A 19,847-nucleotide genomic window follows, 5' to 3' on the forward strand; every position below is an offset into this window, starting at 1 on the left:
CCCGATTGAGGGAGATTAATTTCCTCATCCCGAGAAAGTTCCGCCTCTGCAACCCGCTTCAGTCCGCCGCGCGCAAGCGATAACCGATACCAGTTTCCGTCAGCACGAATTGCGGACGCTCGGGGTCGGCTTCGATCTTCTGGCGAAGCTGACGGACATAGACGCGAAGATATTGCGCGTCGGTGAGTTCGTCCCACAATTCCTTCAACAGGAAACGATGCGTCAGCACCTTGCCGGCGTGCTGCACCAGCACACGGAGCAGGTCATACTCCTTCGGCGACAGCTTCACTTCGCGATCGCCGACCTTGACGATACGGCGCACGAGGTCGACCGAGAGATCGCCGGTGCGAAACACCGGCCGCTCACCCTGCACCTGCAATTGATGGCGCAGCGCCGCGCGCAAGCGTGCCAGCAGCTCATCCATCCCGAACGGTTTGGTCAGATAGTCGTCGGCGCCGAGGTCGAGCGCTTGCACCTTGCCCGCCTCGTCGCCGCGGCTCGACAGCACCACGATCGGCACGCTTTCGTTGCGCGCGCGGATCATGCGCAGGAGGTCATGGCCCTGGATATCAGGCAGGCCGAGATCGAGGATGATCAGCGCCGGCCCCTGGGCGAGCATCTCCAGCCCGGCTTTGCCATTGGAGGCTTCGAGAATCTCGTAGCCCTGCGTGTTCAGCCCCATGCGCAGCAATTTTCGGATCGGCGGCTCGTCATCGATGACCAGGACCTTGATCGGTGTTGCATTCATGCGGCGGTATCCAGCACAGCGGTAGCCGCCGGGATCGGCAGCCGGATTGTCAACACGGCGCCGCTCCGGTCGGTGCGGTTGGCGGCCGAGATCGTGCCATGCATGGCTTCGACGAATCCGCGGGAGATCGCAAGACCGAGGCCAGTGCCGGGGCGGACATGATCGCCCTTTTGCACGCGGTAGAACTTGTCGAAGATGCTTTCGAGCTCGGCCGGCGGAATGCCGCTGCCCTCGTCCATGACCTGCAGCACGATCGCATCCCGATCCTGCCAGCCGCGGATCGAGATCGTGGTGTCGGCAGGGGCGTATTTCGCCGCGTTGTCGAGCAGGTTGAACAGCACCTGCTCGAACAGCACCGCGTCGAGCTCCAGCATCGGCAGATCGGCGGCGAGATCGAGCGAAACCTTGTGCCGCACCAGGATCTTGCCGGCGCGGCGCAGCGCGCTGCCGACGATTTCGCCGACATCATGCCGCGCCGTGTTCGGCACGATGGCGCCCGATTCGAGCTTGGTCATGTCGAGCAGATTGGCGATGAAGCGGTTCAGCCGTTCGGACTCGTCGATCACGGTCGCGATCAGATCGTGCTTCTGCGCATCCGTGAGGTTGCCGCCGAGATCGCGCATGGTCGAGGCGGCGCCGAGCACGGAAGCCAGCGGGGTCTTCAGATCATGCGAGATCGACGTCAGGAGCGCCGAGCGCAGGCGTTCGGATTCAACCGTTCGCTTGACCTTGTCCATGTCCTCGACCAGCAGCACGCGCTCGATCGCGAGCGCGCCCTGGTCGACCAGCGCATCCAGGAGCCGCCGCTGGTCCGGCGTCAGCAGCGGACCGGTCTTGTCATTGTCGATGCCGATGGCACCGATCAGTCCGCGGCCGGTCCGCATCGGCAGGAACAGGCGCTTGGCACCAGGCAGCGTGTCCGAGCCGCGACCGGCCGGCCGATCGTTGGACCAGGCCCAGTTCGCGGCCGCGAGATCGGCGTCGTCGAGCTGGTCTTCCGGCGGATAGCCGGCCTTCACCACAAGCAGCCCGTCTTCCGGCAGCAGCAGCACCACGCGCACCTTCAGCATCAGCGCGATCTGATAGGCGGTCGCCCACAGCACGTCGTCCAGCGTCGCGGTGCCCGCGAGCTTGCGGCTGAAGGCGTAAAGCCACTCGGTCATGCGCACGCGGCTGATCGCGGTATCGGCCTGCACCCGCACCCGCGCGGCGACATTGGAGACCAATAGCGCGATCAGCATGAAGAAGAAGAACGCCGCGATATTGGTCGGGTCGGTGATCGTGAAGGTGTAGACCGGCGGCAGGAAGAAGAAATTGTAGCACAGCGAAGCCACGACGCTCGCGAGCAATGACGGCCACAGGCCATAGCGCACGGCCACCACGACAACCGCGGTGAGGAACACCAGATCGACGTTCTCGACGCCGAAGCGCGGATGAACCAGCGTGGCGGCGCCGAGCCCCAGGCCGACGATCAGGAGCGAGTGCAGGTAAGGCCTGAGGTTGAACGGCTCGGTCCGCGCCGCCGTCTGCACCGCCGGCCCTCTCTCTAGGCCGGCAGGCAGATCCTCGCCGGCGATGACATGCACGCTGATGTTGCCGGAGCGCCGTACCAGCTCGTGCACCACCGAGCCGCGCAGGATCTCGAACCAGCGCGAACGCGACGATTTTCCGATCACGACATGCGTGACGTTGGTGGACTGCGCAAAATTGATCAGATCATCCGCGATATGCCGATGCACGGCGGGAATCGTCAGCGCCTCGCCGCCGAGCGATTCTGCAAGCCGCATCGTATCGGCGAGCCGGTCGCGCTGCTCGTCAGAGAGCTGCAGGCTGCGCCGGGTTTCGATGCTGATCGCGGTCCAGGGCGCGTGCAGGCGATCAGCAAGCCGCTTGGCGTAGCGCACGAGGCCGGCGGCGCGCGGATCCTCGCTGACGCAGACCAATATGCGCTCGCCCGCGGCCCAGGGACCGGCGATGGCATTGGCCTGCATGTGGTTGAGCAATTGCTCATCGACCCGCTCGGCCGTGCGCCGCAGCGCCAGTTCGCGCAGCGCGGTCAGGTTGCCGGGCGAGAAATAATGCTGAAGCGCCCGCTCCGCCTGCTTGGGCACATAGACCTTGCCCTCCTTCAATCGCTGGATCAGGTCGTCGGGCGGTAGATCGATCAGCTCGATCGCGTCGGCGCGGTCGAAGATCGAGTCGGGCACCGTCTCGCGCACCCGCACATGCGTGATCTGGGCTATGACGTCGTTGAGGCTTTCGATGTGCTGGATGTTGACGGCGGTGTAGACGTCGATGCCGTGGGAGAGCAGTTCCTCGACGTCGAGATAGCGCTTCGGATGCCGGCTGCCGGGCGCGTTGGTGTGGGCGAGTTCGTCGACGATGGCAAGCTGCGGCCGGCGCGCGATCAGCGCATCCAGGTCCATCTCCTCGAGCACTTGGTCCTTGTAGGTGATCCGCTTGCGCGGCATCACCTCGAGCCCCTGCAGCAGCGCCTCGGTCTCGGCCCGGCCGTGGGTCTCGACGAGACCTACCACGACGTCGGCGCCGCCCTTGAGCTTGGCATGCGCGCTCTGCAGCATCTCGTAGGTCTTGCCGACGCCAGGGGCGGCGCCGACGAAGATCTTCAGCCGCCCGGAAGCATCGTTCTCTCGCCGGGCGGCTTCCAATAGCGCGTCCGGCGAGGGTCGCTTCTCAAGGTCGCGATGCTCATTTGCCATAGGCCAAATATAGTCGCGTCACGCCATTCGGCCTAGCCGCCTTTATTTCGAAGCGCCATCCAGGGCGAGGTTGAGCGCCAGGACATTCACCCGCGGCTCGCCCAACACGCCGATGAAGCGGCCCTTGGTGTTGGGTTCGACGAGCTGGCGGACCTGCTGCTCCGGCAGGTTGCGCGCTTTTGCCACCCGCGGGACCTGGAAGAGCGCCGCCTCCGGCGAAATGTCGGGATCGAGGCCGCTTCCCGAGGTGGTGACGAGGTCGATCGGCACCGGCTGGGACGGATTTTCCGCCTTCAGCTTCTCGACATCCTCCTTGATCCGGTCGTTCAGCGCGTTGCTGGTCGGGCCAAGGTTGGAGCCGCCGGAATTCGCCGCGTTATAGGGCGCAGGCACGGTCTTGGAGGAATCGTTCGGATCAGGCGCCAGCGTCGCTGACGGCCGGCCGTGGAAATATTTGTCCTCCTTGAACTCCTGCCCGATCAGGGCGGAGCCGATGACCTTGCCGTCCTTCTCGATCAGGCTGCCCTGAGCCTGGGACGGAAAGATCACGCCGGCGATGGCGGTGATAGCCAATGGATAGGCGAGGCCCGTGACCGCCGTCAGCAACAGCAGAAGGACGATGGCGGGACGAATTTCTCTAAGCATGTTACGTCTCCAAAGTGTTCTCCGTCATTGCGAGGAGCGAAGCGACGAAGCAATCCATGGTTCAGCACGGGGAGAGATGGATTGCTTCGCGGAGCTTGTCATCGGGCGGCGCTACGCGCCGACCCGGTGGCTCGCAATGACGGTGTTCATTAAGCCAGGTGCAAGGCAGCGACCACTAGGTCGATCGCCTTGATGCCGATGAAGGGGATGATGATGCCCCCTAAGCCATAGATCATCAGGTTGCGGCGGAGCAGCGCGCCGGCGCCGATCGCGCGATAGGCCACGCCCTTCAGCGCCAGCGGGATCAACGCGACGATGATCAGCGCGTTGAAGATGATCGCCGACAGGATGGCGCTCTGCGGGCTCGAAAGACCCATGATATTCAGCACGCCGAGCTGCGGGTAGAACGCCAGGAACATCGCCGGGATGATCGCGAAATATTTCGCGACGTCGTTCGCGATCGAGAACGTCGTCAGCGCACCGCGCGTCATCAGGAGCTGCTTGCCGATCTCGACCACCTCAATGAGCTTGGTCGGGTTAGAGTCGAGATCGACCATGTTGCCGGCTTCGCGCGCTGCTTGCGTGCCGGTGTTCATGGCGACGCCGACGTCAGCCTGCGCGAGCGCGGGCGCGTCGTTGGTGCCGTCGCCGCACATCGCCACCAGCTTGCCCTTGGCCTGCTCGTCGCGGATCAGCTTGAGCTTATCCTCGGGGGTTGCCTGCGCCAGGAAGTCGTCGACGCCGGCTTCGGCCGCGATCGCCGCCGCAGTCATCGGATTGTCGCCGGTGATCATCACGGTGCGGATGCCCATGCGGCGCAGTTCGGCGAAACGCTCGCGGATGCCGCCCTTGACGATATCCTTGAGGTGGATGACGCCGAGCAGCCGGCCGTCCTTCGCCACGGCGAGCGGCGTGCCGCCCTCCTTGGCGATCTCGTCGGCGATGCTCTGCAGTTCGCGGGCCGCGTCGGTGTTGACGTTGGCCTGGATGGCGCGGACCGCATTGCCGCTTGACAACGACTGCGCGGTGCCGCCGCCGATATAGTTGAGGATCGCATCCACCGCGCCCTTGCGGACCGCGGACGAGCCGGCATCGATGCCGCTCATGCGGGTCTGTGCGGTGAACGGCACGAAGGTCGCGGCGAGCTCATGCATCTCGCGGCTGCGGATGCCGTATTTTTCCTTGGCCAGCACGACGATGGAACGGCCTTCCGGCGTTTCGTCGGCGAGCGAGGCGAGCTGCGCGGCATCGGCGAGTTCCTGCTCGGTGACGCCACGCACCGGACGGAACGCGGTCGCCTGGCGGTTGCCGAGCGTGATGGTGCCGGTCTTGTCGAGCAGGAGCGTGTCGACGTCGCCGGCGGCTTCCACCGCGCGGCCCGACATCGCCAGCACGTTGAAGCGCACCAGACGGTCCATGCCGGCGATGCCGATCGCCGAGAGCAGCGCGCCGATCGTGGTCGGGATCAGCGTCACGAACAGCGCCACCAGCACCACGACCGAGATCGAGCCGCCGGCATAGGACGCATAGCTCGGGATCGTCACGGTCGCGAACACGAAGATGATGGTGAGGCCGGCCAAGAGGATGTTCAGCGCGATCTCGTTCGGCGTCTTCTGCCGCTCGGCGCCCTCGACCAGGCGGATCATGCGGTCGATGAAGGTCGAGCCTTGCGCCGCGGTGATGCGGACGCGGATCCAGTCGGACAGCACCTGCGTGCCGCCGGTCACCGCCGAACGGTCGCCGCCGGATTCACGGATGACGGGCGCGGACTCGCCGGTGATCGCGGCTTCATTGACCGAGGCCACGCCTTCGATCACCTCGCCGTCGGAGGGGATGATGTCGCCGGCCTCGACCAGCACGATGTCGCCGACCTTGAGCGTGGTGCCGGGAACGAGGCGATAGTTCCGCCCCGAACCATCCAGCAGCTTGGCCTGGCTCTCGGTGCGGGTCTTCTTCAGCGAATCCGCCTGCGCCTTGCCGCGGCCCTCGGCGACGGCTTCGGCGAAATTGGCGAACAGCACCGTGAACCAGAGCCAGAGGATGATCTGGAAGGTGAAGCCGAGGCCCTCCGCGCCGGTAGCAAGGTCGCGCAGGAAGATCACCGTGGTGAGCGCGGCGACGATCTCGACCACGAACATCACGGGGTTCTTCGCCATCAGCCGCGGATTGAGCTTGACGAAGGACGATTTGATCGCAGGTACGAGGATTTTCGGGTCGAGCATGGTCGACGCGCTCACCTGCTTTTGCAGTTTCATGGTTTCCATGGATGTGACTCCAATCAATTCGATCAGAACAGGGTGTTGGCGTTCATGGCGAGGTGCTCGACGATCGGTCCGAGCGCCAGCGCCGGGAAGAAGGTGAGACCGCCGATGATCAGGATCACGCCGACGACAAGGCCGACGAACAGGCCGCCGGTGGTCGGGAACGTGCCCGCCGACGGGGGGACCGACTTCTTCTGCGCCAGCGAACCTGCAATCGCCATCGCCGGCACGATCATGAAGAAGCGGCCGACGAACATCGCGCTGGCGAGCGTCAAGTTGTAGAAGAAGGTGTTGCCGGTCAGGCCTGCGAAGGCGGAGCCGTTATTGCCGGTCGCCGAGGTGAAGGCATAGAGCACCTCGGTGAAGCCATGCGGGCCGGCGTTCGCCATCGAGGCCACCGCGGACGGCAGCACCACGGCAACCGCGGTCCAGCCGAGATACATCAGCGGCAGCACCAGGATCGCGAGCATCGCCATCTTGACCTCGCGCGCCTCGATCTTCTTGCCGACATATTCCGGTGTGCGGCCGACCATCAGGCCGGCGACGAAGATCGCCAGCACGACGAACAGCAGCATGCCATAGAGACCGGCGCCGACACCGCCGACGATGATTTCGCCGAGCTGCATGTTGATCAGCGGGATCATGCCGCCAAGCGCGGTGAAGCTGTCATGCATGGCGTTGACCGCGCCGCAGGAAGCGGCGGTGGTGATGACTGCGAACAGCGAGGACGCAACGATGCCGAAGCGGACTTCCTTGCCTTCCATGTTGCCGCCGGAGAGCCCCAGCGCATGCAGCGCGGTGGTGCCGTTGGCCTCGGACCAGTAGCAGATAGAAACGCCGGCGATGAACAGCACGCCCATCACCGCGAGGATCGCCCAGCCCTGGCGCTGGTTGCCGACCATGCGGCCGAACACGTTCGTCATGGCGGCGCCAATCGCGAAGATCGAGATCATCTGCACGAAGTTCGACAGCGCGGTCGGATTCTCGAACGGATGCGCAGCATTGGCGTTGAAGAAGCCGCCGCCATTGGTGCCGAGCATCTTGATCGCAACCTGCGAGGCCACGGGGCCGACCGCGATCGTCTGCTTGGCACCTTCGAGCGTGGTCGCATCGACATACGGCCCGAGCGTCTGCGGCATGCCCTGCGACACCAGGAACAGCGAATAAACGATGCAGATCGGCAGCAGGATGTAGAGCGTGCAGCGCGTGATATCGACCCAGAAATTCCCGATCGTGCGCACCGACGCGCGCGCGAAGCCGCGGATCAACGCCACCGCGAGCACGATGCCGGTCGCAGCCGAGAGGAAGTTCTGGTGCGTCAGGCCAAGCATCTGGACCAGGTACGACACCGTGCTCTCGCCGCCGTAGTTCTGCCAGTTGGTGTTGGTGAGGAAGGAGACCGCAGTGTTGAACGACAGATCGGGGGCGACGGCGGCCTGGTCCGCCGGATTGAACGGCAACATGGCCTGCAACCGCATCACGCCGTAGATGATCAGGAAGCCGCCGATATGAAACAGCAGCATGGCGACCGTATAGGTCAGCCAGTGCTGTTCACGCCTTTCGTCGACGCCGCTGATCCAATAGAACCCGCGCTCGACCGGGCGCAGCACCGGCGACAGGAAGGTCGCCTCGCCGTTGAAGACGCGCGTCATGTACCAGCCGAGCGGCTTGACCAGCGCGACGACGATCGCGCAGTAGAGGATAATTTGAAACCAGCCGATGGCGGTCATGGCATTAAACCTTTCGAATGGGCTTTGAGCGCAGCAGCATGGCAAGCACGCCGACCAACAGGATGGTCAGCGCCGCATCTGCCACGAGAAGCTGGCCGATCATGAACATGGCGTTGATCAAAACCGCTCAGGGCGCAGCAGCGCATAGGTGAGGTAGAAGAGAAGGCCGAGCGAGACGAGGCCGGCGAGCGAATAGTCGAAGATCATGGCGCGCCCCCTCACAGCCGTTCGCAGGCGTAGGCGTAGCCTATGCCGGCTGCGAAAAATGCCGCGATGAGCACCAGCATGACGAGATCAAGCATTGGAGGCTCCTATGCATAACGGGCCGACAAAAGGCCCGTTTTGGTTCCGAGGTGAGGTGCCACCCGCCGCATAGGTTTTCGAGATGTAGGCTGCGCGGATGTTATAGGAATCTTATAAAGATCGCTGTCGTCCCGGCTGATCCGGGATCCATAACGAACGCTGTCCATGTTGCGCAAAGTGGGACTGCCACACTGCCACAGTGCGCTTCCAAACCAGAGTGGTGATTGTGGGTCCTGCGTTCGCCAGGACGAGGCGTGACGTTCCCCCGTCGCGCTTCCTGCCCATCTTTATGGAATCCTTATATTTCCGGTCGCCGTCCCGTCTCGTTTTCAAATGGCGTTTTGACCACCTTTGACGTGCGGCATTTCGTCAAGCCGCATGATCGATGGGTCTCGCCATGTCACTGCTTTCAGAGCCCTTGACCGCCGACCTCAGCCATCGGCTGCGGGACGCCGGTAGAGTGACAGTCGAACTGATGTCCGACCTCGTCCGCGACTGTTGCCGGCGCTTTCCCTCACAGGGGCAACGCGCCAAGACTGCGCGCGTCGAGGGATTGATCAAACTGGGCGCGTGGACCGATGCTGCGCTGGCGCTGCTCGACCTCGAATTGCCGCAATGGCAGGTCCGTCGCCTCGCCTATGACGACGGCGAATGGTACTGCTCGCTGTCGCGCGAACGCGAACTGCCCGACTGGCTCGATCAATCGATCGAGACGCATCACGCCGACCTGGCGCTCGCCATCCTCTGCGCGTTCGTCGAGGCACAGCAGATCACCGCGCCGTCGAGCAGGCCCAGCGTGCCGAGCGTCGAGCGTCATGCTGATGGCTTCTACCAGCCGATGCTGAGCGACAATTTCGCCTGAGCAATCCCGTGCAGCCGTTGCCAAACCTGCCGCAAAAACTGAAATCGGCCCAGGTCCTGGTTCGATTTGTGTTTCGGTTGCTGATCCTGACTGGTTTCGCGCTGTTCGGGAGCGTCGGCTTTGGCCGTAGCCTCATAGCGCTACTCTGGATGTCCGTCGTGCTCTGTGCGGTCATCGCCCTGATGCGGCGGGAGCAATTCATGGGCACTGACCTCAACCATTGGGACGAGATGGCAGCCTATGCCGCGCTTTGCGCGCTCGTCTCGGCCACCGGCTGGTAATCCTACGATGGGCCTAGCGACCTTATAGGTCTCTTATGAGATCGGTTACCCGCCCTCCTCGATTTCATATCCACCCGCAAAGATATTGAACGCGTTACCAAGTCTCGAGAGGGAATCACAAAAATGAAACTCGTGAACATAGAACTCGACGAACCTCCATCGTGTAGCTCCGCGTCGACCATCGTCTTTATCGGAAGAAACCGGCGCGGCCAGTGGGTCGCCCAGGAACAGAACGGCCTCTACGGCGGGCTGTTCGTCAATCGCGCCCAGGCCGTCAAGTACGCGCTGTTCGAGAACGGGCATCATCCAGAAACCATCGTCGAACTGTCGCGCGAATTCGAACTCGACATGAACAGAAGTTCCTCTCCCGCGCCCTCGCAACCAACAGCCACGCGACGCGTCGCCTGATCCGGTTCGCGGCCCATATTCAGGAGGAGTCAGATGATGCAGCCTTGTTTAGTTGCCGACCGCGACCAGGTCGTCGATACGATGATCACGCTGACGCACCTGTCGAACCTGCACCGCACGATCATCGCGGGAAGTGGAGCCATGGAGCTCTATCTTTCGCTGCGCCGGCGCGGCTTCGTTCAGGTCGCGACATCTGCAACATGCCGACTGCCCAGGAGGCAGCATAGCATCGGCCTGCTGACAGGCGAAAAAACCCTGGCGGCGATCGAGGCGGCGCTGCTGGAAATCTCGCAGTTCCTCAGCGCCAACGCCACCATTGCGATCCTGATCGACTCCCGTGAAGGCGAATTCTGCCTCAACATCCGAAGGAAGCTGGAGCAGATGGGCTTTCGGATCGAGGCAGGCGTGAGGTGCCAACGCGGCCTCGTGCTTGCCGCTCACCGCCAGGGTTTCGCGCAAATGGAAAGAGCGGCGTGAATCGCAAAGCGTTTGCGCGGCTGGGAAGGCGCTACGAATGCAATCGCAGGATCCGGTTGAATGGCACAGCAGACTGCTGCGCGCCTGGCAATTGGCGCTCCTGCGCTTTGCCGTAACGCTCGATAATGCCGATCGGTTGAACGTGATGGCGGTTGCCGCCGAGATCGACCGCGGCGGCCGCAGCTATGAGGAGCAAGCGAATTTCGGCTTCTTCCGCAAGATCAGTGCCGACCTTTGCAACGCCATTCTGCAGCAGAACGATGCCGCCGATACCACTTTGCGTCAGTATCTTGAGCGGATCGAGGATCCGCGCCTGAAGCGGGCATTCGCAAGCGCTGTCGAAATCGAAATCGATGCGGCGCCGCCGCGCGTCAGGACGCCTAAGGTCGACAATGGACTATGGCGAGGATTGGCATCGCGCAACCATGCTCCACTGCCCGGTACACGCTCACACGCCGCCAAATATTGAACGCGGTGCCTATTCCGAAGGACGACAACATGAAACCAGATTGGCTCACGGGCTACGTCCCCGACCTTCCAACACCGTTCGATGAGGATGGTGAAGTCGATTTCGACGCCTTTGCGCGTCTATGCGAGCGTCAGATCGCATCCGGGGCCAGCGCGATCGTGGTCGGCGAGACCACGGGCGAGGCGCCGACCCTGACGACGGGAGAGAAGGCTGGCCTCGTTCGCCGCGCCGTCGAGGTCGCGCGTGGCCGCATCCGCGTCATCGCCGGCGCCGGATCCAACGCCACGGATCGCGCGGTCGAACTGACGCGGCATGCCGAGGTCGCCGGTGCCGACGCCGTGCTGTCGGTCGTTCCCTATTACAACAAGCCAATGCAGTCAGGTATGTACGCGCATTTCCGCGCGGTTGCCGAGGCGACCGCGCTTCCGGTCATCCTGCACGACGTTCCCTCGCGCACCCTTCGCGAAATCTCCGACGCAACGCTTAATCGCCTCGCTGAATCCGAGCAGTTCATCGGATTGCGCGACAGCAGCGGCGACGTCGGACGCCTGGTCCACATACGGACGTCGTTGCCGCCGCATTTCCGCTTGCTGTCAGGCGATGACTTGACCGCGCTGCCGTTCATGGCCGCCGGCGGTCATGGTTGCATCTCCGCGGTGGCGAACCTCGTGCCGGAACTGTGCCAGGCGGTTCTTGCAAGCCTTAGGGAAGGACGACCGCAATCGGCCAGGTATCTATTCAGCCGCCTGGTCCCGATTGCCGGGCTGCTCGCCGCCGAGCATCCAGCGGCGCCGAAATACGCGCTGTCGCTGCTTGGGCTGATCCGGCCGAATACGCGCCTGCCGATCGTCCAGTTGAACGACGCGGCCAAGGCCGAGATCAAGGAAGCGATTGCCGACCTCGGCGATGAAGAATGGTCTGGCGTGGAGGATACTTTGCCCGCCGCACCGGCGCGCCACCAGCGAACGAAGCGATCGTAGCAAGTTGTGTAGGCTAATTTGAAGCACAGGCATCCGGCCAAACGCCAGTTGTTAGCCGAGCCCCGGCATTAACAGTTTCCCTCGACATTCGTAAAGGCCCTCAATATGCGGCGAAAGGGCTCCAACATGCTGGATGTAGTAGGTTCGGGCAGGCCGGCGGGGCTTCTCTCTGCGTCCGCTAATGCGATGTGGCATACGGGGCCATGGTGATTTGGCTTCTCTTGGCGTAAAGCATCTGAATCAAATCGCCACGCGCGCGGCTGTGCCGTCTGCCGGGCACGCAGCTTCAAGTCACTCGGCTCGACGTTCTGCGCCTGAGCCAACAAAGGTTTCCATCTCGTGTCATTCCCGACCACAAGTCCGCCGCTCGCCCGAGCTTTAGCCGAGCGCAGCTACGATCGGCCGACCCCTGTTCAGATCGCCGTGCTTGCGGAAGAAGCTGTCGACCGCGACCTTCTCGTTTCGGCCCAAACAGGCTCGGGCAAGACCGTCGCTTACGGGCTGGCAATTGCAAAGAATCTTCTGGGCAGGGACGAGCGGTTTCAGCGGGCTGCCGCGCCGCTTGCCTTGATCGTCGCGCCAACGCGCGAACTCGCCTTGCAGGTCCATCGCGAACTCGCATGGCTTTATCAATACGCGGATGCGCGCGTCGTCTCCTGCGTCGGCGGCATGGATCCGCGCCGCGAACAGCGCGAGCTTGCCGCGGGCGCTCACATCGTGGTCGGGACGCCAGGCCGATTGTGCGATCACTTGCGGCGCGGCCATCTCGACATTTCGGAATTGAAGGCCGTCGTCCTCGACGAGGCCGATGAAATGCTCAATCTCGGTTTTCGCGAGGATATGGAATTCATCCTCAAGACCACGCCCGACACGCGCCGCACGTTGTTGTTCTCGGCGACTTTTCCGCGCGGCATCGTTGCGCTGGCAAAGCAGTACCAGCGACAGGCCTTTCGGATCGAGGTCGCGGGCGACGAAGGCGGTCATGCCGATATCGAGTACCGCGCCATCCGGATCGCTCCTGATGATGTCGAGCACGCGGTCGTCAACGTATTGCGCTTTTTCGAATCGCCGAGCGCACTTGTGTTTTGCAACACAAGAGATGCGGTCAGGCATTTGCAGGCGGCGCTGCTGGAGCGTGGGTTTTCCGTGGTCGCTCTCTCCGGTGAAATGACGCAGAACGAGCGAACCCTGGCGCTGCAGGCGTTGCGCGACGGACGTTCCCGCGTCTGCGTGGCGACCGACGTGGCGGCGCGCGGCATCGACCTGCCGAGCCTCGACCTCGTCATTCATGCCGATCTGCCAAAGGACGCGGAGGTCATGCAGCACCGCTCGGGTCGCACCGGCCGTGCGGGCCGCAAGGGTGTGAGCATCCTGCTGGTGCCGCCCGCCCGAAAACGACGCGCGGAATTGCTGCTGAATCTGGCTGGCATTGATGCCGTCTGGGGCACGGCTCCTCAGGCCGATGAAATCCGCAAGCTCGATCATGAACGCATGCTGCAGGATGCGGTGTTCACCGAGGAAACGACCGCCGACGATCTGGTGCTGGCGCGGGCATTGCTTGCCGAGCGGTCGGTTGAGGACATCGCGGCGGCGCTCGCGCGGCTTTATCGCGCGCGGCTTCCTTCGCCCGAAGACATTCTCGATCCCGGCCAGGATCGCAGCCGACCTCGTGACGACCGCGGTCGAGAACACATTCGGACATCGCGCGGCGATGAACGCCCCACCGCGCCCCGATCGAAAACGGGAAGATCATCGTCGCGTCACGGAATGGCGGAAGCCAGCGTATGGTTCCGGGCTACCATCGGACGAAAAAAGAATGCGGAAGCGCGCTGGCTCTTGCCGATGATTTGCCGTCGTGGCGGCATCGACAAGCGTGACATTGGCGCCATCCGGATTCTGGACACCACCACCGAGTTCGAAATTTCCGAGCGGGTCGCAGGATCCTTCGCCGTCAAGATCCGACGTCCGGATAAGGAAGACAACATCCGCATCGAGCCGCTGGCCGACACTCCCCCAGGTCAGGCACCTTCGGAAAAGCCGTCACACTCGCCTTGGCACGAAGCCGGCGACTCCGATCACAATGCTCGTCGAAGCGACAATTCTCGTGACGCGACCGGACCGAAGCAACGCGGCAAGCCTCATCGCGAAAGCGGGTCGAAATTTGGCAGCAAGCCGGGTTTCGGGAAGAAAAAGAAACACCGGAACAAGTCCGGCCATGCTGGACAACGGCAGCCGACAAACGCGTCGCCTGCGAAAGCCTCACCCGGAAAGAAGGCAAGGAAGAATCGTCGCGGCTGATCTGTTGCGGTCGGGTGCTGCGGGACGCTCAATCCTTCAAGTCTGAGCGTGTTCCTAATCGCCGCAGCGAGTCTTCTGTGATCAACGCTGGACGGTCGCCCGCAATTTCACGAATCATCCGATGAGCCATCGCCCTTTGTGGATATCGAACTTCACCAGGCCTTCGTCTCGCATTTTCAACAGGAGGGATTGGCAAGCTTCTTCATTCACGACATTGGCGCGTTTCATGACCTCGTGCACTTTGAGCGGCTTCTCGCGGAGCGCCCGCAGGATATTTTCTCGATCATTCAGCACGACTAGGCTCCTACCGTCATCAAGCGCGCTAAATCACTGAGAATACGAAAGCTGATCTTCCGTAACGACACGCTCTATATTATCCGACTTGCTCTTGATGCGGTATCTAAGACGTCCATCTGCCTCGATGGGCATAAGTTGAACGATGGTGTAAATCATTGGTGCCTCAGTGGAGGCACGTCCTCGTGGACCTTGGGGCTGGTGGTGAACGTCTTCATTCAGTTTGTAGGCATATGACATGTGTCTACCTCTAAAAGTTACGGCTGCTCTAACGTGGAGCATGCTGTAATGCAATGCATCCTGTTGCCCTCCGGCCCAGGCCCGTGAAAGCAAGAACGAGCGCTGCGGCGGTCGGCTTCGCGGTCTTAAGGAGGGCAGAAGCGCGTCAGTAACGTTGACCTAATACGTCCCGAACATGCTTTTAGTGTCCGTGGTCGCATTGAACGGAGGCGGGACGAGTTAAACAAGCGCTCCTCGAGCCAATCGCCCGCTACCACCAAAAGCTATGCAGCGCAAAGTGCATTTCCCGAGCACGCGTTGTTGCGATTTGGTCTCGGCGGGTGGATGCTGTCGGCGCGGGCACAATGGAGGGCAGCATGAGCAAGGCAACTCTTGACAATCGCCATCGCAACAAGGACGGAGAAATCAGCGCCAAACACGGAAACACCCTTATTCGCACGTTGCGCAAGGTGTACGGCCAGAGTTTCGCGGCTGGCTATCCCGACACCGAGAAGCTCCGCGAGGTTCTCCTTAAGCTGAACGAGACATCGTTGAGCCAACTCCGCCGTGATCATGAGACCGGCCACTTGGAGCACAAGATCACCAAAGCCTCGAAGTGAGGCCATCATCTGGAAAGCGCGGCGCGGTCCCAGCCGAACCAGCGTGAGGCCCAATTCATCAGACTCCGCGATCGGATTGAAGAGCGTGCCGCTCGCAAATTCCTTGCAATGGAGTTCGAAGGCACTTCTCCGGGCATTATCTTGCGCAGTATCGACTTCCAAAATTAGTTCCAAAGGACGCGGCAGGGCTGATGCACAAGGGGATATCGGCATCCCATCGAGAACCCGCTGTGGTTTGACTTTGCACAAGGCGAGTTGGGGTGTTCGGGTTAACGAAGGCGGCGAGTTTTGATCGACCATGTCTTGCACAGACAAGACCCAAAACCGGACATCGGGCAAGGCAAAGGCCTGCAGACCTTGACGTCACTCCAATTCGTGTCCATATATGGTGCTAATCGACACTTGGCCGAACGACCTGGGCCGCTTCGCCTCGTTACTGACAGGCGCGCACGTTTCAGACCCCTTCTCCAAAATCGATCAGCCGACGAAGGATTCCGATCCCTCGGCGGCTAAGTCTTACGTGTACGTTGTCAGTGAAAGGACATTCTCCGTGACTACAGGAATTGTGAAGTGGTTTAACAGCCAAAAGGGCTTCGGCTTCATTCAGCCCGCCGATGGCGGCAATGACGTCTTTGTTCATATCAGCGCGGTTGAACGCGCCGGCATGAGCACCCTCAATGAGGGGCAAAATGTCAGCTTTGACATCGTCGCAGACCGCCGGACCGGCAAATCTGCCGCTGAAAATCTGCGCGCTGTCTGAGCGACTGCGTGAAGGGCCATGCTGCTCTGACCACGGATGTATTGGCAGAGCTTGTGGTTTCGGAGTCCCGCGGCCGATCCGTCGGCACGCGGGATTTTTTATTTGGCCGCAATCATTGCGGCTGCGCCGAAGCAGCGCGCGATCGGCAGGCCTCGGATATCATCACTTGAGCATTAAACATAACTCAGGTCTGGCGACGCCCGACACTCGGCGTTGGACGAGCATTCTGGGCGACTATCGGACGCCAAATCACGTGCGCAGCGTTGCCGAGTTGGTGATCACGGCTTTGCCGCTCGTGACGTTATGGACGGCAGCTTGGTTCACGTTCTCCCTTGGCTATGCTTGGGCTTCATTGCTTATCGCAATTCCAGCCGCCGGCTTTCTCTTGCGCCTGTTCATGATCCAGCACGACTGCGGCCATGGCACCTTTTTCGCCGATCGTCTGGCGAACGACTGGGTCGGCCGCGTCATTGGCGTGCTCACGCTGACGCCTTACGACTGGTGGCGCCGCACGCATGCGATCCATCATGCCACCACCGGCAACCTCGACCGCCGCGGTATCGGCGATATCGATACCCTGACAGTTCGCGAATACCAGGCCCGTTCGTGGTGGGGCCGTCTGAAATACAGACTTTACCGCCACCCACTGGTCATGTTCGTGGTCGGACCAGCCTATCTGTTTCTCCTGCAACACCGTCTCCCAGTCGGCCTCATGCGCGACGGTTGGCAGCCTTGGACCAGCACAATGGCGACCAATCTCGCCATTGCCGTGATCGCCGCCACGCTCACATGGCTCATCGGCATTAAGGCGTTCCTGCTCGTGCATCTTCCGATCATGCTGCTCGCCGCCACGACCGGCGTATGGCTGTTCTATGTGCAACATCAATTTGAGCAAACCGCGTGGGAGCGCGACGAGCGCTGGAATCTGCATCAGGCCGCCCTATACGGCAGCTCACATTACGATCTTCCGGTATTGCTGCGCTGGTTCACAGCCAACATCGGCATCCACCACGTGCACCATCTTTGCAGTCGTATCCCCTTTTACCGGCTGCCGCGCGTGTTGCGCGACCACCCGGAACTGCGCGAGGTCGGTCACATAACGCTCCTGCAGAGCTTTCGGTGCGTAAGGCTTGTGCTGTGGGACGAGGCTCAGCGCCGCCTGGTGTCGTTCCGTGAAATCAGAGCCCGAGAGTTTCAGGGAACGGCGCCAAAGCTCGCCGCACCATAGCCATAGCGGCCGCGCTTTCCTCGATCGTGATAGTGCGACGGTTAGCGCATCACCTCGGTCAGGGGCTCTGGGCATCCGACGTCGGCTGTTGGCGCTAAGCGTCGAGCCAGATAGCTTTGGCGCCTGCTGCTAGGGGTGATCCGTTTCTATATGAGGAAGGGGTGCTGTCCGTATTTGAGCCCAAGTGTCCCAACAAGTGTCTCAAATTGAATCTGCGGGTGTCCTAAATTGTTCGACCTCTACTGGCCTGGTTGAGATCGACAGTCCGCAATCTATCCGAAGGTGATACCCTAAGGTTGCGGGGGTAGAATTCGCTGCCTCCGCATTAGGAGGACATCGCCATAAGGTTCTCGTCGGGTCTAGCTATCGCTAGCACATCGATTGCACTGTTGATGTGCGGCCCAAGCGGCACAGCAATGTCGCAAACCGCAGCAGGCTCCACCACCTCGCTTCCTAGCGTCATGGTCGAAGCGCCAAAGCACGTAGCCACACCAAAGCACAGCGCGGTTACCCGCAGCACCGTGTCCCACCGGACATCGCAAACCGCTCAAACGCCATCGGCGCCAGAATCGGTATCCGCGAAGCTTGCGAATGCCACAGGCAGTTGCGTCGGTGGTTGCGTAACAAGCTTTAGGTACGGCGACGCCCCTTGGCACGGATGCTCCGTTTCTGGTTGGCCAGCGTTGTCGCTAACATGCAGAAACGTAGGCAACTACAAAACCTACGCTGAGTGCACGGAGGCCGGACTGATAACCGGTTGGAGAGCCAATGAAATCCCATGGTACTGCAGCAGCCTGGCGTTGAAGTGATCAAGATCCGCGCCAACAACTAAGGCAGACTCATTCGGCGGCCTCTTCCATGTGATGCCAAGCCGGCATGTCGCCTCGCGACCCAACTCGGATATGAGCCATCCGGCCGCTTACAAATCGATGAGTCTTGCTGACCAAATGACGGACCTCTGACAAAGCGGCGCCGTGTGGTATTGTTTAGCGTGGGTCTCGCTTCTCACCCGGCGCAGCAGTGATCGAAACAGCGGTGCACCGGTGTGCTTATGACGATTGCCACAAGCAACCTAGAAGCTAACCGCGTCTAACAACAATGGAGGATCAACGATGAAGATCGTCGTGATCGGCGGCACCGGCCTGATCGGCTCGAAGACCGTCGCGATTCTGCGCCAGGGCGACCACGAGGTCGTCGCCGCCTCGCCCAACAGCGGCGTCAACACCATCACTGGCGAGGGGCTCACGGAGGCCATGGCGGGCACGCAGGTGGTGATCGACCTCGCCAATTCGCCCTCATTTGAAGACAAGGCGGTGCTGGAATTCTTCGAGACCTCCGGCCGCAACCTGCTCGCGGCGGAATCCGCAGCGGGCGTCCGGCACCATGTCGCCCTATCCATTGTCGGAACCGACCGGACGCCCGACAACGGCTATTTCCGCGCCAAGGTCGCCCAGGAGAAACTGATCGAGGCCTCCGGCATCCCCTACACCATCATCCGCTCGACCCAGTTCCTGGAATTCCTCCGCGGCATCGCCGATTCAAGCGCGGCTGAAAACAGAGTCTGGATTTCGCCCGGCCTGTTCCAGCCCATCGCGGCGGATGACGTTGCTGCCAACGTCGCCGAGGTGGCACTCGCGGCGCCGCGAAACGGCATCGTCGAGATCGCCGGCCCGGAACGAGCGCCATTCAATGAAATCGTCGCCCGCTATCTGAAGGCGATCGGCGACCCGCGTGTGGTCGTGAGCGACCCCGAGGCCCGGTACTTCGGCGGCCGGGTCGAGGAGAAATCGCTGGTGCCGCTGGGCGAGGCGCGCCTCGGCCGCATCGGTCTGGACGAATGGCTCCGTCGCTCACAGACAAAAGCCTGATCCCGCACCGGAGGGTATGCCCAGTCTGTCACGAGCGGGTCCCGGACACGAACGAAAGAGGCGACTATGACGATCAAACTCGTTGCGTTGGTTCTTCTGTGCTTCATGACCGGCACGGCGGTGGCTCAGGAGCCTAAGGTCACGTCACTCATGTCCAAGGATCTTCCGGAGAGTCCCGGCAGGGAAGCTCTGATGATCACAGTCGAGCATGCGCCCGGCGGGGCGAGCGCTATCCACCGACACAATGCACATGCGTTTGTTTACGTGCTGGAGGGATCCGTCGTGATGCAGCTGAAGGGTGGACAACCGGTGACACTGACACCAGGACAGAGCTTCTATGAAGGCCCTGATGATGTTCATGTCGTCGACCGGAACGCAAGCGCCACCCAGCCGGCGAAATTCCTGGTGCTCTTGATCAAGGACAAGGGCGCCCCGGCGCTCGTGCCCGCACAGTGACTGTTACGCAACCCGAGTACACGAAACTGACTGCGGCAAAGGCCCTGCCCTCGCGACAAACGCGAAGCGTTTGCGTGGGAAGATCATGCTCCAAATAAAGAGCTAAAGCGGGATGACGATTCGAAGGAAAGTCATCCCGCTTTAGTGTGCTTCAGCAGCGCAGGCGCTGATCAGTAGTCCCACTTCTCGGAGAGAATGTGCGGCCGCTGCAGCGCTCTCA

19 protein-coding genes and 1 pseudogene are annotated in these 19,847 nt (G+C 61.9%); 13 read left to right on the forward strand and 7 right to left on the reverse strand.

Going from position 1 to position 19,847, the window contains the following annotated elements:
- Positions 1 to 58: 58 nt before the first annotated feature.
- The 6 genes from AAFX91_RS05235 to AAFX91_RS05260 form a co-directional block, all read right to left on the reverse strand.
- Complete coding sequence (locus AAFX91_RS05235; RefSeq protein WP_130578782.1) at positions 59 to 748, reverse strand: response regulator; 690 nt, start codon at positions 746 to 748, stop codon at positions 59 to 61.
- Entirely contained in the window at positions 745 to 3,468 is a 2,724-nt protein-coding gene (locus AAFX91_RS05240; RefSeq protein WP_130578781.1) for a sensor histidine kinase KdpD, read from the reverse strand. Before AAFX91_RS05240 ends, AAFX91_RS05235 begins: the two co-directional genes overlap by 4 nt.
- Positions 3,469 to 3,510: 42 nt before the next feature.
- Positions 3,511 to 4,113, reverse strand: coding sequence for a K(+)-transporting ATPase subunit C (locus AAFX91_RS05245; protein WP_394565767.1), 603 nt, complete (start codon positions 4,111 to 4,113; stop codon positions 3,511 to 3,513).
- 149 nt (positions 4,114 to 4,262) lie between these two features.
- Positions 4,263 to 6,377 carry a potassium-transporting ATPase subunit KdpB gene (gene kdpB / locus AAFX91_RS05250; RefSeq protein ID WP_130578779.1) on the reverse strand — a complete coding sequence of 705 codons (2,115 nt, stop codon included), beginning with the start codon at positions 6,375 to 6,377 and terminating at the stop codon, positions 4,263 to 4,265.
- 23 nt (positions 6,378 to 6,400) lie between these two features.
- The gene (gene kdpA, locus AAFX91_RS05255; protein ID WP_394565768.1) at positions 6,401 to 8,104 is read right to left on the reverse strand and encodes a potassium-transporting ATPase subunit KdpA; all 1,704 of its coding nucleotides are present in this window, start codon (positions 8,102 to 8,104) and stop codon (positions 6,401 to 6,403) included.
- Positions 8,105 to 8,221: 117 nt separating this feature from the next.
- On the reverse strand, positions 8,222 to 8,311 hold the full coding sequence (locus AAFX91_RS05260) for a K(+)-transporting ATPase subunit F (RefSeq protein WP_016846764.1): 90 nt from the start codon (positions 8,309 to 8,311) through the stop codon (positions 8,222 to 8,224).
- Between the two features lie 493 nt (positions 8,312 to 8,804).
- On the opposite strand from AAFX91_RS05260, the gene AAFX91_RS05265 reads away from it, so the two are divergent.
- The 7 genes from AAFX91_RS05265 (at position 8,805) to AAFX91_RS05295 (ending at position 14,182) form a co-directional block, all read left to right on the forward strand.
- A complete protein-coding gene (locus AAFX91_RS05265; RefSeq protein WP_130578777.1) occupies positions 8,805 to 9,269 on the forward strand; it encodes a hypothetical protein in 465 nt (154 codons plus the stop codon).
- Positions 9,270 to 9,277: 8 nt separating this feature from the next.
- Positions 9,278 to 9,550: a hypothetical protein gene (locus AAFX91_RS05270; RefSeq protein ID WP_394565769.1), complete on the forward strand. Its 273-nt coding sequence runs from the start codon at positions 9,278 to 9,280 to the stop codon at positions 9,548 to 9,550.
- A 138-nt stretch (positions 9,551 to 9,688) separates the two neighbouring features.
- Complete coding sequence (locus tag AAFX91_RS05275; RefSeq protein WP_165421110.1) at positions 9,689 to 9,958, forward strand: hypothetical protein; 270 nt, start codon at positions 9,689 to 9,691, stop codon at positions 9,956 to 9,958.
- Positions 9,959 to 10,039: 81 nt separating this feature from the next.
- Positions 10,040 to 10,435 carry a hypothetical protein gene (locus AAFX91_RS05280; RefSeq protein WP_245476034.1) on the forward strand — a complete coding sequence of 132 codons (396 nt, stop codon included), beginning with the start codon at positions 10,040 to 10,042 and terminating at the stop codon, positions 10,433 to 10,435.
- Positions 10,436 to 10,472: 37 nt separating this feature from the next.
- On the forward strand, positions 10,473 to 10,904 hold the full coding sequence (locus AAFX91_RS05285) for a hypothetical protein (RefSeq protein WP_130578774.1): 432 nt from the start codon (positions 10,473 to 10,475) through the stop codon (positions 10,902 to 10,904).
- 29 nt (positions 10,905 to 10,933) lie between these two features.
- Positions 10,934 to 11,884, forward strand: a complete 951-nt coding sequence (gene dapA / locus AAFX91_RS05290; RefSeq protein ID WP_394565770.1) for a 4-hydroxy-tetrahydrodipicolinate synthase — start codon at positions 10,934 to 10,936, stop codon at positions 11,882 to 11,884.
- 339 nt (positions 11,885 to 12,223) lie between these two features.
- A complete protein-coding gene (locus AAFX91_RS05295; protein ID WP_394565771.1) occupies positions 12,224 to 14,182 on the forward strand; it encodes a DEAD/DEAH box helicase in 1,959 nt (652 codons plus the stop codon).
- 114 nt (positions 14,183 to 14,296) lie between these two features.
- Here the strand turns inward: AAFX91_RS05295 and AAFX91_RS05300 are convergent, their stop codons facing one another.
- A complete protein-coding gene (locus AAFX91_RS05300; RefSeq protein ID WP_130581394.1) occupies positions 14,297 to 14,476 on the reverse strand; it encodes a hypothetical protein in 180 nt (59 codons plus the stop codon).
- Positions 14,477 to 15,072: 596 nt separating this feature from the next.
- On the opposite strand from AAFX91_RS05300, the gene AAFX91_RS05305 reads away from it, so the two are divergent.
- The 6 genes and pseudogenes from AAFX91_RS05305 (at position 15,073) to AAFX91_RS05330 (ending at position 19,627) form a co-directional block, all read left to right on the forward strand.
- Positions 15,073 to 15,315 (forward strand): hypothetical protein, encoded by a 243-nt coding sequence (locus AAFX91_RS05305; RefSeq protein WP_028166547.1) that lies wholly within the window; start codon positions 15,073 to 15,075, stop codon positions 15,313 to 15,315.
- A gap of 33 nt (positions 15,316 to 15,348) precedes the next feature.
- Positions 15,349 to 15,483 (forward strand): annotated as a pseudogene (locus AAFX91_RS05310) (DUF1488 domain-containing protein); the annotation flags it as partial.
- A gap of 382 nt (positions 15,484 to 15,865) precedes the next feature.
- Entirely contained in the window at positions 15,866 to 16,075 is a 210-nt protein-coding gene (locus AAFX91_RS05315) for a cold-shock protein (protein ID WP_130581396.1), read from the forward strand.
- Positions 16,076 to 16,241: 166 nt separating this feature from the next.
- On the forward strand, positions 16,242 to 17,303 hold the full coding sequence (locus AAFX91_RS05320) for a fatty acid desaturase (RefSeq protein WP_394565772.1): 1,062 nt from the start codon (positions 16,242 to 16,244) through the stop codon (positions 17,301 to 17,303).
- A gap of 1,112 nt (positions 17,304 to 18,415) precedes the next feature.
- On the forward strand, positions 18,416 to 19,171 hold the full coding sequence (locus AAFX91_RS05325; RefSeq protein ID WP_394565773.1) for an SDR family oxidoreductase: 756 nt from the start codon (positions 18,416 to 18,418) through the stop codon (positions 19,169 to 19,171).
- Between the two features lie 66 nt (positions 19,172 to 19,237).
- Positions 19,238 to 19,627: a cupin domain-containing protein gene (locus tag AAFX91_RS05330; RefSeq protein ID WP_394565774.1), complete on the forward strand. Its 390-nt coding sequence runs from the start codon at positions 19,238 to 19,240 to the stop codon at positions 19,625 to 19,627.
- Positions 19,628 to 19,847 lie beyond the last annotated feature (220 nt).

It is taken from the genome of Bradyrhizobium sp. 31Argb (assembly GCF_043638955.1).
Taxonomy (GTDB): Bacteria; Pseudomonadota; Alphaproteobacteria; order Rhizobiales; family Xanthobacteraceae; genus Bradyrhizobium.